Below are 14,314 nucleotides of genomic sequence, written 5' to 3'. Positions count from 1 at the left end.
CCGGAGGCCACGTCGTCGAGAACGTACTTTCTGCACGAGGACTGCGTTCTCCTCCAGATGACTGGGGACGGACCTCAGTGATCTGGAGGAGAAGTACGTTCTCGGGGCGAAACGCAGTCGCCGATTCCCTGAGCGCCAGGCTCGCCCTGCGGCCATCAGTGCGCCGGGGCGCAGGCCTGAGCTCAGTCCTTGGTGGCCCGGCTCGAGTCCGCGGGCGCGGAGACCTCGACGTCGTCGCCGTCCCCACCGCCGCTGGCGCGCGTGGCCGACTTGCTGGCCTTCTCACGCTCCTTGATGACCTCAGCGCGCTTCTCGACGACGGCCCGGCCGTAGTCGGGGTCGGCCTCGCCAACGCCGTCACCGTCGAGGTCGAGCTGGTCGAGTACGCCCTGGTCGAGCTCATCGGGGTCGCGCACCGGCGAGTCGCCGGCGGACAGGAAGATCCCCACCCAGCGCGAGCGCGGGTCGGAGTCGATGAGGAGGGCTTTGACGAACAGGGTCAGCGGCACCGCCAGGATCGTCCCCATCGCCCCGGTGACAGTGGACCAGAACAGCAGGCACAGGAAGGTCGTCGTCGTATTGAGCCCCACCGCGTCCCCCGTGAACTTGGGCTGGATGAGGGACTGGATGACGAAGTTGGCCGCCGTGTAGGACAGCACCACCCACAGCGCCGTCCACGGGCCGGAGTCCACCAGCCCCAGGATCGCCGGCGGCACCACGCCCAGGACGAAGCCGATATTCGGGATGTAGTTGGTGATGAAGGAGACCACGCCCCAAGTGATGGCCATCGGCACGTTCAGGTACCACAGGGTGACCGCGTTGATGACGGCCACGATGAGACCGAAGACCGTCGAGACCATCCAGTAGGAGCGCACCGCCTCGCAGAAGGAGGCCAGGGCTGAGGCCATCCCCGGCTTAAGGACGCCGAGGGCCGCGGTGCGGATCTCGATCTTGGCGGTGTCGAACATGAGGAAGACGACCACCATCGACATGACGCCGAGCATCGCGCTGGCCGAGGTCAGCTGCCCCAGGACCGACTGGGCCACCATGACCAGCTGGGAGGTGTCCAGGAAATTGGTGACCTGCTTGAGCACCGCGGACTGGTCGACCCCCATGCTGTTGAGCTGGGTCTCGGCCTGCTTCCAGATCGCCTGGAACTTGGGGGCGTACTGCGGCAGGGTGTCGACGAGCTGGGCGACGGCGACGGCCAGGGCCGCGAACAGTAGGACGACGAAGGCGAAGATGAGCGCGATCGCCGCCGTCGCCGCGACCACGCGCGGCACCCGGTGGCGCGTCATCCAGGACACCATCGGCCGGACCGTCACCACGAGGGTGAGGGCGAAGAAGGCCGGGGCGAAGAGGTCTTGGATGAGGTAGAGCCCCACCGCGCCAATGGTCAGTGCCGCGAGGAGGTAGGCGATGGTCTCCCCCTGCGTGCGCTCCCCGGGGAGGGGAACGGCGGCCTTCCGAGCTTTGTCCGACACAACTGCCATGGGCGCATCCTCCCACGGACTGGCGGCGCGCTGCGCCCCGACGTCCTAGACGCGCCGTGGGAGCTCTCCCCCTTTCCGCGGTCGCGGTGGTGGCGCTGCCGTGGCGCGGCAGTGGCGCGGCAGCGACTCTCTGGTGGCATTCCGGCGAGGGCCGGTGGCTCTCCGGCTGCCTGCAACCCAACCTCAGTCCACTGGCAGGACCTCGGCCAGCCAGGCGTCGACGGCGCGGTAGAAGGCCTGTGGGTCACTGCGGCGCACCTGGTGGCCGGCCCCGGGCACGAGGACCGGGGTGATACGGGGGTTGCGGGAGGCGGTGGCCAGGCCCTCGCTGCCCACGCGGGCGCTGCCAGGCCGGTCACCGGTGAGCAGCAGGGCGGGGACGGCGAGCGCCGCCATCGCCTCGTCCCAGGGGACCTCGGGGGTGACGACGCCGGAGAGCAGCAGGCCAGGGTCGGTGCGCTGGGAGGCCCATACGCCCGGGAGGGCCTCGGCGTCGGGCATGGTCTCCAGGGCGCGGCCGACGGCGGCCGGCAGGTCGGCGACCTCGGCGGCGCGAGCCCGCTCCCGGGCGGCGCCGCGGGCCAGGAGCTCGCGCGGGCTGCGGGTACCGAAGCGGGCCGGGTCCTCCAGGACGACGCCGGTGACCAGGTCGGGGCGACGGACGGCGGCCACCATGGCGGTGGCCGCGCCCATCGAGTGACCGATGACGACTGGGGCGGGCGGCGTCGGCAGACCCAGGGCGGCCCGGCCGCGCGAGGCGGCCTCCAACTCCTCCAGGACGGCGATGAGGTCCTCCACGAGGACCTCCCCGGCCCGCTCGAGCTGGCCCGGCTCCCACCGCGGGGACAGGCCGTGCCCGCGGGCGTCGACCGCTACGACCCGGTAGCCGCGGCCCACCCAGTGGTCGATGGCCTCGGCCAGGGAGACTGCGGAGCCGGTGATGCCGTGGAGCAGAACCAGGGTGGGGGCGTCGTCGGGCCCCGTAACGATGCGCGCCAGTGAAGTCATGGCCCCATCCTGCCTCGTGACCGCCCCGTAGGCTGAGCCCATGAGCGAGACGAGCCAGCAGAGCACGCCGAGGATGAACGTCGAGTCCTTCAACCTGGACCACACCAAGGTCGCCGCGCCCTACGTGCGCGTGGCCGACCGCAAGGAGCTGCCCGGCGGGGACGTGCTCGTCAAGTACGACGTGCGCTTCTGCCAGCCCAACCGCGCGCACCTGGAGATGGAGGCCGTGCACTCCATCGAGCACCTGAGCGCAGAGCTCATGCGCAACCACACCGACCGGCTCATCGACTTCTCCCCCATGGGCTGCCAGACCGGCTTCTACGCCCTCATGCTGGGGGTGGGGATCGAGGAGTTCCTGCCGCTGCTGGAGGCGACCTTCCGCGACATCCTCACCGCCCAGGAGGTGCCGGCGGCCAACGAGGTCCAGTGCGGCTGGGGGGCGAACCACTCGCTGGCCGCCGCCCAGGAGGCGGTGCGCGACTTCCTCGCCGCCCGCGAGGAGTGGACGCAGGTCATGGCCTGACGCAGCCGCGCGACCCTGTCCCGCCCGGCCGGGGACACTCCCTCCCAGCCGGTGACATTCCCTCCCGGCCGGGGACAACCTGCGCGTGCGGGGACAGGATTCCGGTCCCCGACGGCGTCGAACGCCCCCGCCCGGAAGGACACGCACCCGGCCGCGCGGAATGTCCCCGCCGGCGAGACGCGGAGCCGGCACAACCAAGCGCCACCGAGACCAGGAACCACCGAGACCAGGAACCGCAGAGAGGACAGTCCTCACAGTCTGGCAACACCGGGGCTGGCACAGTCATGGAGCGGAACGGCGCGCCGTCGCCGGGCTCCGACATCGGGCCCGGTCCAGCACCGGCACCAGCACCGGCACCAACCGCATCCCGAATCGCACTCAGCCCACCCCCGCCCACCCTGTGCCCGCGCCGCGAGGCACCGAGACGAAAAGAACCTGACGCACGTGGAGAGCATCGAGACCGTCACCATCACCAACCCCGCCAACCCCATCCTCATCTGGTGGGTCATCGCTCAGCCACTGCTGCTCCTGCTGTCCTTCCTCGTGGGGCGGCTGACGCGGTTCCTGCTGCGCGGGCGAGTCTCCGTGTCGGGTGCGGCGGCCACGCTCATCGCGCTTGTCGGCCTGTGGCTGGGGCTGCTGCTGGCGGGGTGGATCTTCGACGAGGGCGACCTGTTCTCGATCAAGATGCTGGCGACCTCCTGCGGCGTGGCGGTCGTGGTGCTGGTGGCAACCTCCGCGGTGCTGGCGCGTGTCCAGCACCATCCCACGCTGCTGCCGATCGCGGAGGTCGCCCAGATGGGCGAGTCCGACCGCCTGGAGTTCAAGTCCTCGGCGCGCTGGAACCTGCGCACGGACAAGCGCGATGAGGCCATGGAGGAGGTCGTGGCCAAGACGGTGGCGGCCTTCATGAACTCCGCGGGCGGCACGCTCCTGCTCGGCGTCGATGACGGCGGCAACCTCATCGGGCTCGGCCCCGACTACACGACCCTCAAACAGCCCGACGCCGACCGTTTCGAGCTGTGGCTGCGCGGCATGTGGCGCACACGCATGGGCACGAACGCGGCGGCGCTGCCGCAGGTGGACTTCGCGCCCACCCCGGACGGGACCGCGGAGGTGTGCCGGGTGACAGCGCCCCCATCCCCGCTGCCGGTCTACCTCAAGCCGACCAAAGGGCACGACGGAGCGGCGCTGTGGGTGCGGGTCGGCAACTCGACGCGGCGCCTGGAGGTGGACGACGCGGTCGACTACGTCATGCTGCGCTGGCCGCGGATCAACCACGTGGCCTGGCCGATCCGGCTGGGGAACTTCCTGCTGCGCCGCGACCAGTCCCGCCGGGCGCTGCCCATCAACCCGGCCGCGGCCGTCACCGCCGCCACGGGCTCCCGGGACGACGAGGGCGCGGGTCAGTAGGGCGTCGTAGACCATGGGGCACCGGAACCCAGTGGAGCCCGAGGCCTGGTGATGGGGTGCAGCAGGGCAAGGCCCGGCAGACACGGCAAAGCCCGGCAGTGGGGCGAAGCAGGGCAAGGCTCGGCGGACACGGCGAACTGGCCCGATGCGTGCGGGGACATCCTGCGCGTCCGGGGACCTTTCCGCACCGCCGGGGACATCCTGCGCGTGCGGGGACCGTATTCCTGTCCCCGACGGCGTCGAACGCCCCCGCCCGGAAGGACACGCACCCGGCCGCGCGGAATGTCCCCGCCAGTGAGCCCGGGAGCCGGGAGCCAGAAAGAGGGCAACCCTCAGGGCAGCCCTCACTGACCCCATCGCCCTCCACCCACCCCCTGTAGGCTCGGCGCGTGAGTCGCACCAGTGCCGCACCCGTCATCGTCTCCTGCGCCATGGCAGAGGAGGCCCAGCCCTTCCTCGACGCCCTGCCCAAGCGCGCGGCCGCCCAGGCGCCGCCCCTGCCGGGGGCCGCACGCGCCTGGTCCCTCCAGCTTCCCGACGGCGAGCGCGAGCTCATCGTCGTGCGCAGCGGCATCGGGCTCGTGGCAGCCGCGAGCGCGCTGGCGACGGTCCTGGCTCAGGTCTGCCCCAGCGCCGTCGTCTCGGCGGGAACCACCGGCGGGCTCGGCCGCCAGGTCGAGGTCGGCGACGTGTGCGCCTCGGCAACTCTGGCCTACACCGACGCCGACGCCACCGCCTTCGGCTACGCCCGCGGCCAGACCCCGGGCCAGCCGGAGACCTTCGCCGGGGATGCGGCCCTGCTGGAGCGACTGGAGCAGGTGGGCCAGGAGGCCCTGCGCGGCGCCACGGCGTCGTCGGGCTCGGCGCGACTGAGCGTCGGTCAGATGCTGGCCGGCAACTCCTTCGTGACGGCCGCGAACGTCGCCGACACCCGCGAGGTCTTCCCGGCAGCACTGAGCACCGACATGGAGTCGACGGCGCTGGCGCAGGTGGCGGCGGGCGCCGGCGTCCCCTTCATCTCGGTGCGCGGCGTGTCCGACCTGTGCGGCCCCGAGGCGGGCCAGGACTTCCACATCGCCGCCGAGGAGGCCGCCGCCCGCAGCGCCGCGGTCGTCCTGGCCCTGCTCGGCTGAGTCGCTGACGCCGCCCGCGCCTCCCTCTCCACCCACACTTCGACAGAATCTTCAGAATCGACCCGGAGCCGCGTCGTTTATGAAGTTTTGGTCGATTTGCCGGGCCAGCTCAGTCGGCTCAGTCGGCCTGGCGCAGGCGGGCCTCGACGCGCTCGACCTTCGCTGCCATCTGGCCGGTCCAGCCGGGGCGGATGTCGGCCTTGAGGACGAGCGCCACGCGTGGACTCACCTCGGCGACCGCCTCGCAGGCCCGCTTGACCACGTCCATGCACTCGTCCCACTCGCCCTCGACCGTGGTGAACATCGAGGTCGTCTCATAAGGCAGGCCGGAGTCGCGCACCACGCGCACAGCCCGGGCCACCGCCTCGGAGACAGATCCGTCAGGGGCGTCAGTGGTGGTCGGGGACACGGAGAAGGCGACAAGCATGCGGCCAGGCTAGCCCGGCACCGCCGGGGCCGCCCTCAACGTGGGGCTGACCCGCGAGGAGGTCGTTGAGGCACTCCCCCACCCACCGCCACCAGGTCACCCCTTACAGCGCCACGAGGACCTGGACCATGACGATCTTGACGACGATGGCCAGGGCGAACAGGGTCGCGTAGCCGGCCTCGATGCGCTCGTCATCGCGTTTGGACAGGGCGAAGGCGAGGATCGCGGGCTGCCCGACGAGCCCGGCCAGGCCGCCGGAGGCGCGCTGCGCGGACACCCCGGCCCACCGCGCCCCGGCCAGCAGGACGATCGCGTTGACCACCACAATAAGTGCGGCGAGCACCCCCACCTTGAGTCCCGTCATCGAGAAGGCCGAGGCCGCGAAGTCCGGCCCCGAGGCCAGCCCGATCGCGGCCAGGAAGAACAGCAGCCCCAGCTGGCGGATGGTGGAGTTGGCGGCGTGCGGCAGCCCCCACACGAAGGGTCCGGTGCGCCCCACCCACCCCAGGACCATGCCGACGACGAGCGGCCCGGCCGCCACCCCGAGCCGCAGCGTGATGCCACCGGGCAGCGGGATCGCCACCAGCCCCAGGAGCACGCCGAGCGCCATGCCTGCCCCGACGGAGAAGGCGTCGATCTGGGCGATGGAGCGCTCGGAGTCGCCGAACCAGTCGGCGGCCTTCTCCAGCTCGTCGCTGGGGACGACCGCCAGCACCCGGTCGCCGAGCTCCAGGACGAGGTCCTCGCGGGCCAGCAGGTCCAGGTCGCCGCGCTTGACGCGGGTGATGACGCCCTGGAAGCGCCCGGGCATGTCCACCTCGGCGATCGTGCGCCCGGCCACGCGTGTCGAGGAGACGGTCAGGCGCCGGAAGTCGACGGCGGTGCGGTCCTTGGCCAGGCAGTTGTGGAGCCCGGTGCCCAGGTCGTGCATGGCGGACTCGACGGCGGCCGGCGCCCCGACGATGACGACCTTGTCCCCGGGCAGCAGCTCCTCACCGGGGGCCACGACCCGCGTCTCGCCGTCGCGCTCCAGGTAGGAGATGCGGATGCGGCCCTCCTTGAAGGCCTTCATCTCACCCAGGGCCACCCGCTGGAGGAGGTAGACGCTGGTGGCGGTGATCCCGTCGGCGCTGGCGGGCCTCGGGTCGCGGCGCCCGGGCCAGGTGCGCCCCACGACCCCGGCCACGATGAGGATCGCGACGGCCACGCCCACGGGGTAGGCCAGGGCGTAGCCGACGGCGGGCTCCTGGGTCCCGGCCGCCTCGATGGCGGCGTCGAGCACCGGTGAGGTGAGAGCCCCCGCATAGGCGCCAGAGTCCATGGCGGGGCTCACCCCGGTCAGGTGGGAGTAGAGGCCGCCCGCCGCGCCGGCGATCACGAGCGCGACGACGCACAGGGCCATGAGCGGCAGCTGCCTGCGCAGGTCACGGAAGAAGGTATTACCGGCGCCCAGTCCCACCGTGTAGCAGAACAGCGCCAGGCCGAGGCTGCGCAGCAGAGTCAGATCGGCACCGAGCCGGGGGTCGAGGGCGCCCACCGCGAGGCCCACGAAAAGGGCCCCGGCCGCGCCGAAGCGGATCGGTCCCAACGGGATCTGCCCGGCGGCGGTCCCCAGGCCGATGACAAGGAAGACGGTGAGGATCGGCGCCTGCGCGAGGACGTCGAGGACGGGATGGAGCACGGACACGACGCCAGGTTAGTCGCACGCCCCGAACCGCACGCCACCAATTCCCCGCCCGGGCCGGCCGGCGTCATGCGCGAGGCCGCGAAGCGGCCACCGGAAGCACTATTCAATAGGTGGGATAAATGGTGCTGATATCAAGGTTGAGAAACGAACGCCCCGCCGTTGGTCTCACGATTGCTTCCTTTCCGCCACCAGGAGGAATACCCTGGGAGAGTCACCGCAGACGATGACGTCACACCTTTTCTCGACGACGAGAACGGAATCCCGATGCCCCAGACAGAAGCCTCTCTGCCGACCTACTCACCGGAGGAGGAGAAGCGGATCATCCGCAACGCCGACGGCGTCCCCGTCGGCATACGTCCTGACAATCGATGGACACCCATACGGATCGCCACATGGGTGGCTATCACCGCCCTGGGCGTCCTGGGGTGGTGGATGCTGGCGGTCGTGCGCGGCGAGCACGTCAACACCATCTGGTTCGTGGTCACCGCCGTGTGCACCTACGCGATCGGGTACCGCTTCTACGCCCTTTACATCCAGCGGCGCATCATGCGCCCCGACGACACCAACGCCACCCCGGCCGAGCGCATCAACAACGGGCGCGATTTCGACCCCACCCACCGCGTCGTCCTCTACGGCCACCACTTCGCGGCCATCGCCGGCGCCGGCCCGCTGGTCGGCCCGGTCCTGGCCGCCCAGATGGGCTACCTGCCCGGCACCCTGTGGATCATCATCGGCGTGCTCGTGGCCGGCGCCGTCCAGGACATGCTCGTCCTGTTCTTCTCCATGCGCCGCGGCGGCCGCTCCCTGGGCCAGATGGCCACTGACGAGATCGGCCGGATCGGCGGCATCGTGGCCACCATCGTCGTCTTCGTCATGCTCATGATCGTCCTGGCGGTCCTGGCCATGGTCTGCGTCAACGCCCTGGCCGCCTCCCCCTGGGGAGTCTTCTCGGTGGGTATGACCATCCCGATCGCCATCGGGATGGGCCTGTGGCTGCGCTTCGTCCAGCCCGGCAAGATCACGCAGGTCTCCTTCGTCGGCTTCGGCCTGCTCATCGCCGTCATCATCGGCGGGCGCTGGGTGGCCGAGTCACCCCTGGGCCACTACCTGCACCTGTCCCCCAAGACCCTGGTGTGGGCCATGATCATCTACGGCTTCCTGGCCGCGGTCCTGCCGGTGTGGGTCCTGCTCACCCCGCGCGACTACCTGTCGACCTTCATGAAGGTCGGCACGATCACGATCCTGGCCCTGGGCATCATCATCGTGCGCCCCCTGGTGGAGATGTCCGCCGTCACCGAGTTCGCCTTCAACACCGCGGGCCCGGTCTTCGCCGGCACCCTCTTCCCCTTCCTGTTCATCACCATCGCCTGCGGCGCCCTGTCCGGCATGCACGCCATGGTCGCCTCGGGCACCAGCCCCAAGATGGTGGAGAAGGAGACTCAGGTCCGCATGATCGGCTACGGCGGCATGCTCATGGAGTCCTTCGTGGCCATCATGGCGCTGGCCGCCGCGGTCTCGCTGAGCCCGGGCATCTACTTCTCCATGAACACCTCGACGGCGACCATGAATAAGCTCGCCGGCCCCGAGACGGTGGCCGCGGCCCCCTGCAAGACCACCGACGACCCCGAGCACCACTGCGAGAAGCTCGCCGAGGTCGCCGTCGGCAACCTCGGCGTCACCGACGCCCAGGGCCACAAGCCCACCCCCAAGTGGGACTCCTGGGACGACAACGGCAACCCCAAGACCTACACGGGTGCCGAGGCCCTGGAGCGCCTGGCCAGCGACGTCGGCGAGCCCAACGTCGTCTCGCGCACCGGCGGCGCCCCCACCCTGTCGGTGGGCATCGCCCACATCCTCCACCAGATCGGCGGAGGCCGGGCCATGATGGGCTTCTGGTACCACTTCGCCATCATGTTCGAGGCCCTGTTCATCCTCTCGGCCGTCGACGCCGTCACCCGCGTGGCCCGCTTCCAGCTCTCCGACGCGCTGGGCAACGCCTTCCCCAAGTTCAAGGACCCGTCCTGGCACGTGGGCGCCTGGGGGACCACGGCGGTCGTCGTCGCCTCGTGGGGGGCGCTGCTCCTCATGGGTGTCACCGACCCGCGCGGCGGCATCCAGACGCTCTACCCGCTGTTCGGTATCGCCAACCAGCTCATCGCGGCCGTGGCGCTTCTGGTGGTCACCGTCATGGTGGTGCGCAAGGGCTACACGAAGTGGGTGTGGATCCCCGCGATCCCGCTGGTCTTCGACACGGCCGTGACCTTCACGGCCTCATGGCAGAAGATCTTCTCCAGCGACCCGCTCGTGGGCTACTTCCAGCAGCATCAGGAGGCCGTGGCCAAGCTGGGCACGCTCACCGACCCGGCCAAGATCGAGGAGACCCGGGCTATTGTGCGCAACACGATGATTCAGGGGACGCTGTCGATCATCTTCCTGGTCATGGTGGCCTTCGTCATGGTCTGCGCCCTCATCCGCATCGTCCAGACGCTCCGCAACCGGGACACGACGACGTCGGAGGACCCGTACCAGGAGTCCAACTTCTACGCGCCCGAGACGATGATCGCCTCCTCGCTCATGAAGAAGGTCTCCCGGGAGTACGAGCAGGTGGGCGACCCGGCCCTCATCCCGCACAAGGCCCACGCGGAGAAGTCATGACACCTCCTCCTTCGACGCCGCAGCCGGCGGATCGACCCAGCGCCCGACGTCGGGTCCGACAGGTCCTGACCCGGGCCCGCACCCTGTGGCGGGACATGACCGGCGAGTCCGCCTACGACCGCTACCTGGAGCGCTACGCCCGCGAGCACGCGCAGTGCCCCCACGGGCACGGGGGCGCCCACAGCCCAGGGCACGGTTCCGGGCACGGCCCGATGAGTGAGCGCGAGTTCTGGCGCGCCCGGGCCAAGCAGGCCGAGACGGAGATCAACGCCAGCTGCTGCTGAGCCGGGGCCGCTCCCGCACTCCGATGTGCTCCGATCGTTACCGCCCGCCTTCCGGGGTTCCCGGAAGGCGGGCGGTAGCGTCGTGAGCGTGCCCGCCCAGCAGCCCGCGCCCGACGCACTGACGTCCGCCGAGTCCCCTGACACCTCCTGGGGGACATCGCCGGCGTCGGCCGCTTCGCCGTCGGGCGGCAGAGCCTCCGGGTCGAGGTCCTCTGAGGCCCTCCTGCCGCGCCACGCCTCTCACGAGCGGATTGCCCGCGTCGCGGCGGTCATCCTGCTGGCCATCGTCTGCGTGGCGGTGGTGTGGCCCTCCGGGCGCGAGGTCGCCGAGCTCAAGGACACCGTGGGGCCGGCTTTCCTCAGCTCCGAGGGCAAGGACATCGTCCTCAACCTGGTGATGCTGGCTCCGGCCACCTTCTGCGCGGTCGCGGGCTGGCGGGACATCCCCTGGTGGATGTGGGCGCTGGTGGGCTGCGTGGTCGGGCTGAGCGCCGAGGTGCTCCAGAGCCTCCTGCCGATGCTGGAGCGGCGCCCTTCGCTGGCCAATGTCGGCCAGAACGCCGTCGGCGCCTGGGCCGGGGCCCTGGCCGCCTGGTACCTGCTGCGCCGCCTGCACGCGCGGGTAGTAGAACCCACCCCCGTCGAGTAGGCCGCCCCGCTACGGGACCCGAGCAAGGCGGCCGACACGGGAACCGGGGACAGCGAAAGGCCCGGACCATCTGGTCCGGGCCTTTCCGTTCTGTGCGCGGGGGGGGACTCGAACCCCCATGATCGTAAGATCACACGGACCTGAACCGTGCGCGTCTACCAATTCCGCCACTCGCGCGAGAAGCGAGCATGAGACTAGCCTGCCATCCCGGCCCACGTCCAATCCTCACCGCCATATCCGGCCGTGAGACCGCTCACGACACAATTACCTCACACAGAGGGGGCCGTCTTCCCTGCGATGGCTTCGCTACCGTTACGATGGGAACGGTATCGGCCTGCACGCAGGTCCGTGCAGGCCCATAGCGAGGCGGGACAGTCCCGTCTCCCGGCTCCATCCCGGGGGCCGCCACACCATATTTGGGGGAGGTACTGTCCATGGGATTCCTGGACAAGTTCGAGAAGGGCGTCGAGAACGTCACGAACCGCGCCATGTCCCGTTTCTCGGACGACATCGAGCCCATCGAGATCGCCTCGAAGCTCCGCGAGACCATGGACAAGCGCGCCGCGTCCTTCGCCCGCGACCGCTCCGTGGTTCCCAACATCTTCCGCATCCACCTCACCCCGCCGAGCATCGAGCGCATCACCGCCTGGGGTCAGGACGAGATGGTGCGCCAGATGGAGGAGGTCGCCACCTCGCACGCCGCGGACCAGGGCTACTCCTTCGTCGGCCCGGTCGAGGTCTCCTTCCTCGTCAACAACAACCCCAACGCCCCGGCGATCGAGATCGAGTCCTCCACGCGGCGCGGCGCCGCCGCCCCGGCCGCCTCCGCCACCGCCACCCCGGCGCACCCGATCGTCGACATCAACGGCCAGCGCTACCTGCTCACCGGACCGGTCACCGTCATCGGGCGTGGCTCTGAGGCGGACATCATCGTCGACGACTCCGGCGTCTCCCGCCGTCACCTGGAGATCCGTCTGACGCACGGCAACGCCATCGCCAGCGACCTGGGCTCCACCAACGGAACCTTCGTCGAGGGCCAGAGGGTCGACGCCGTCACGCTCGTGGACGGCAACACCCTCACCATCGGCCGCACCCAGATCCTGTTCTGGGATGGCACCCAGAACAGCGGAGTCAACGGTTGAGCGCACTCGCCTTCACAATCCTGCGGCTGGGCTACTTAGTCCTGCTGTGGTTCTTCCTGTACCTCATCGTGCGCGTCATGCGCCGCGATATGGCCGACTCCCCCGTCGCCGGCCCGTCGCGTCGACGCTCCATGGGCGGCTCCGAGCAGCCCTCAGGCCCTCCTCCCAGGGGTCGGCGCCGCAGCGCCACCCGCCTGGTCATCACCGAGGGCCCCCTGGCCGGCTCGACCGTGCCCCTGAGCCCCTCGTCGATCATCATCGGCCGCTCCCCCTCCTGCACCCTGGTCCTCGATGACTCCTACGCCTCATCGCGCCACGCCCGCGTCTTCCCCAAGGACGGCGCCTGGTGGTTGGAGGACCTCGGATCCACCAACGGAACCATGATGGACGGCCGCCCCGTGCACGGCGCCGTGGAGCTCCCCATGAACATTCCTGTCAGAATCGGCCAAACGACGCTGGAGCTGCGCTCATGACCATCTCCCTGCGCTTCGCCGCACGCTCCGACGTCGGCCTGGTCCGCCAGTCCAACCAGGACTCGGGCTACGCCGGCCCCCACCTGTGCCTCCTGTGCGACGGGATGGGCGGACCTGCGGGCGGAGACATCGCCTCGGCGGTCGCCGTCGAGCACCTCATGCCCCTGGACGCCGACTCCCACCAGGCCGGCGAGCTGCTGGGCCTCATGCGGGACGCCGTCCAGGCCGCCCACACCGAGCTCGTCACCCTGTCCTCGCAGGACCCCGACCTCGCCGGCCTGGGCACCACCTGCATCGGCGTCATGCGCAGCGGCAACAAGCTCGCCATGGTCCACGTGGGCGACTCGCGCGCCTACATGCTGCGCGACGGCACCCTCACCCAGGTCACCACCGACCACACCTTCGTGGAGTACCTCGTGGAGACCGGGCGCCTGACCCGGGACCAGGCCCGCCAGCACCCCCAGCGCTCGGTCCTCCTGCGCGTCCTGGGGGACACCGAGGGCGAGGTCCAGCTCGACGAGTCGATCCGCGAGGCCGTTCCCGGCGACCGCTGGCTGCTGTGCTCCGACGGCCTGAGCGGCCCGGTGACCGCCGAGACCATCGGTGAGGTCCTGGCCGGCGTCGCCGACCCCGGTCAGGCCGCCGACCAGCTCATCGACCTGGCCCTGCGCGCCGGCGGACCGGACAACGTCACCGCCGTCGTCTTCGACGTCGTCAAGGACGACCCCGAGCCCCAGACCGTCCCGCAGGTGGTGGGCAGCGCCGCCACCGAGCGCCTCGCCCAGGAGCGCGCCGCCGCCGCCCACCGTGCCGGTGACGAGCAGGCTAAGGCCCAGGAGCCCGAGGCCGCCAGCCCCGCCGCCAAGGCCGCGGCCCTCATGGCCACCCTGGAGGACAAGCCCGAGGCCGCCTCCGCCAAGGAGTCCTCCGAGGTCAGCGAGGCCATCGCCGCCGAGGCCGCCACCCAGGAGAAGGCCCGACGCCGCCATCGCCGTCGGGTTTTCGTGGGCAGCCTCGTCCTGCTGGCCACGCTCGTCGGTGCCAGCGCCCTGTTCTACCGCTGGACCCAGACCCGCTACTACGTCTCCACCTACAAGGGCGAGGTCGCCATCTACCAGGGGATCCCCCAGTCCGTCGGCCCGCTCAAGCTGAGCCACTCGGTCAAGACCTACGCGGACCTGCCCGTGGAAAGCCTCGACCACAACATCCGCGAGCGGCTCCAGGCCACCGTCACCCAGCCGTCGATGAGCGCCGCGGAGACCTACGTGGACAAGACGGTCCGTTCCTACCGCAAGCAGGCCGCCACCCCGCAGGGCACCTCGAGTCCCACGGCCAAGCCCTCGTCCTCCATCTCCCCGCCCTCCGCCGCTCCGTCGCCGACCTCAGCCGCACCGACCCAGCCCGCCAAGCCCGGGCAGGAGGGGTGA

The 14,314-nt window shown here is 70.6% G+C and carries 13 protein-coding genes and 1 tRNA gene; 9 read left to right on the top strand and 5 right to left on the bottom strand.

Annotated features, from left to right (window positions below; all coding sequences use genetic code 11):
• Positions 1–182: 182 nt before the first annotated feature.
• Together AXE84_RS05255 and AXE84_RS05250 are read right to left on the bottom strand one after the other, a co-directional pair.
• On the bottom strand, positions 183–1,493 hold the full coding sequence (locus tag AXE84_RS05255; RefSeq protein WP_060957108.1) for an AI-2E family transporter: 1,311 nt from the start codon (positions 1,491–1,493) through the stop codon (positions 183–185).
• Between the two features lie 183 nt (positions 1,494–1,676).
• The gene (locus AXE84_RS05250; RefSeq protein ID WP_060958165.1) at positions 1,677–2,501 is read right to left on the bottom strand and encodes an alpha/beta fold hydrolase; all 825 of its coding nucleotides are present in this window, start codon (positions 2,499–2,501) and stop codon (positions 1,677–1,679) included.
• Positions 2,502–2,541: 40 nt separating this feature from the next.
• Here AXE84_RS05250 and AXE84_RS05245 point away from each other — a divergent pair, with 40 nt between their 5' ends.
• The 3 genes from AXE84_RS05245 to mtnN all read left to right on the top strand — a co-directional run bounded on the left by AXE84_RS05245 (position 2,542) and on the right by mtnN (position 5,570).
• Complete coding sequence (locus AXE84_RS05245; protein ID WP_060957107.1) at positions 2,542–3,024, top strand: S-ribosylhomocysteine lyase; 483 nt, start codon at positions 2,542–2,544, stop codon at positions 3,022–3,024.
• 444 nt (positions 3,025–3,468) lie between these two features.
• The gene (locus AXE84_RS05240; RefSeq protein WP_060957106.1) at positions 3,469–4,437 is read left to right on the top strand and encodes a helix-turn-helix domain-containing protein; all 969 of its coding nucleotides are present in this window, start codon (positions 3,469–3,471) and stop codon (positions 4,435–4,437) included.
• A 389-nt stretch (positions 4,438–4,826) separates the two neighbouring features.
• Positions 4,827–5,570, top strand: coding sequence for a 5'-methylthioadenosine/S-adenosylhomocysteine nucleosidase (gene mtnN, locus AXE84_RS05235; RefSeq protein ID WP_060957105.1), 744 nt, complete (start codon positions 4,827–4,829; stop codon positions 5,568–5,570).
• A gap of 118 nt (positions 5,571–5,688) precedes the next feature.
• Here mtnN and AXE84_RS05230 read toward each other — a convergent pair whose 3' ends face one another.
• Together AXE84_RS05230 and AXE84_RS05225 are read right to left on the bottom strand one after the other, a co-directional pair.
• A complete protein-coding gene (locus AXE84_RS05230) occupies positions 5,689–5,997 on the bottom strand; it encodes a thiamine-binding protein (RefSeq protein ID WP_060957104.1) in 309 nt (102 codons plus the stop codon).
• Positions 5,998–6,100: 103 nt separating this feature from the next.
• The gene (locus AXE84_RS05225) at positions 6,101–7,684 is read right to left on the bottom strand and encodes an aspartate:alanine exchanger family transporter (protein ID WP_060957103.1); all 1,584 of its coding nucleotides are present in this window, start codon (positions 7,682–7,684) and stop codon (positions 6,101–6,103) included.
• Positions 7,685–7,948: 264 nt separating this feature from the next.
• On the opposite strand from AXE84_RS05225, the gene AXE84_RS05220 reads away from it, so the two are divergent.
• From AXE84_RS05220 to AXE84_RS05210, 3 genes are all read left to right on the top strand, one after another.
• Complete coding sequence (locus AXE84_RS05220; RefSeq protein ID WP_060957102.1) at positions 7,949–10,339, top strand: carbon starvation CstA family protein; 2,391 nt, start codon at positions 7,949–7,951, stop codon at positions 10,337–10,339.
• Positions 10,336–10,623 (top strand): YbdD/YjiX family protein, encoded by a 288-nt coding sequence (locus AXE84_RS05215; RefSeq protein WP_060957101.1) that lies wholly within the window; start codon positions 10,336–10,338, stop codon positions 10,621–10,623. The genes AXE84_RS05220 and AXE84_RS05215 overlap by 4 nt, the downstream gene beginning before the upstream one ends.
• 88 nt (positions 10,624–10,711) lie before the next feature.
• The gene (locus AXE84_RS05210; RefSeq protein ID WP_236750163.1) at positions 10,712–11,272 is read left to right on the top strand and encodes a VanZ family protein; all 561 of its coding nucleotides are present in this window, start codon (positions 10,712–10,714) and stop codon (positions 11,270–11,272) included.
• Between the two features lie 93 nt (positions 11,273–11,365).
• Here AXE84_RS05210 and AXE84_RS05205 read toward each other — a convergent pair.
• Positions 11,366–11,449, bottom strand: a tRNA-Leu gene (locus AXE84_RS05205).
• A 257-nt stretch (positions 11,450–11,706) separates the two neighbouring features.
• Between AXE84_RS05205 and AXE84_RS05200 the strand changes: the two genes are divergently transcribed.
• The 3 genes from AXE84_RS05200 to AXE84_RS05190 are packed head-to-tail and all read left to right on the top strand — an operon-like array spanning position 11,707 to position 14,314.
• The gene (locus AXE84_RS05200) at positions 11,707–12,414 is read left to right on the top strand and encodes an FhaA domain-containing protein (RefSeq protein WP_003788601.1); all 708 of its coding nucleotides are present in this window, start codon (positions 11,707–11,709) and stop codon (positions 12,412–12,414) included.
• Complete coding sequence (locus AXE84_RS05195; protein ID WP_010612937.1) at positions 12,411–12,887, top strand: FHA domain-containing protein FhaB/FipA; 477 nt, start codon at positions 12,411–12,413, stop codon at positions 12,885–12,887. The genes AXE84_RS05200 and AXE84_RS05195 overlap by 4 nt, the downstream gene beginning before the upstream one ends.
• Positions 12,884–14,314 carry a PP2C family protein-serine/threonine phosphatase gene (locus AXE84_RS05190; protein ID WP_060957100.1) on the top strand — a complete coding sequence of 477 codons (1,431 nt, stop codon included), beginning with the start codon at positions 12,884–12,886 and terminating at the stop codon, positions 14,312–14,314. Before AXE84_RS05195 ends, AXE84_RS05190 begins: the two co-directional genes overlap by 4 nt.

Source organism: Actinomyces oris (assembly GCF_001553935.1).
GTDB classification, from domain to species: Bacteria; Actinomycetota; Actinomycetes; order Actinomycetales; family Actinomycetaceae; genus Actinomyces; species Actinomyces oris_A.
This window is presented reverse-complemented; position numbering and strand designations above follow the sequence as displayed.

Excerpts from the sequence above, each read along its gene's own strand:
- AXE84_RS05255 (WP_060957108.1), bottom strand. The coding sequence starts at position 1,493 with ATGGCAGTTGTGTCGGACAAAGCTCGGAAGGCCGCCGTTCCCCTCCCC.
- AXE84_RS05250 (WP_060958165.1), bottom strand. The coding sequence starts at position 2,501 with ATGACTTCACTGGCGCGCATCGTTACGGGGCCCGACGACGCCCCCACC.
- AXE84_RS05245 (WP_060957107.1), top strand. The coding sequence starts at position 2,542 with ATGAGCGAGACGAGCCAGCAGAGCACGCCGAGGATGAACGTCGAGTCC.
- AXE84_RS05230 (WP_060957104.1), bottom strand. The coding sequence starts at position 5,997 with ATGCTTGTCGCCTTCTCCGTGTCCCCGACCACCACTGACGCCCCTGAC.
- AXE84_RS05220 (WP_060957102.1), top strand. The coding sequence starts at position 7,949 with ATGCCCCAGACAGAAGCCTCTCTGCCGACCTACTCACCGGAGGAGGAG.
- AXE84_RS05215 (WP_060957101.1), top strand. The coding sequence starts at position 10,336 with ATGACACCTCCTCCTTCGACGCCGCAGCCGGCGGATCGACCCAGCGCC.
- AXE84_RS05200 (WP_003788601.1), top strand. The coding sequence starts at position 11,707 with ATGGGATTCCTGGACAAGTTCGAGAAGGGCGTCGAGAACGTCACGAAC.
- AXE84_RS05190 (WP_060957100.1), top strand. The coding sequence starts at position 12,884 with ATGACCATCTCCCTGCGCTTCGCCGCACGCTCCGACGTCGGCCTGGTC.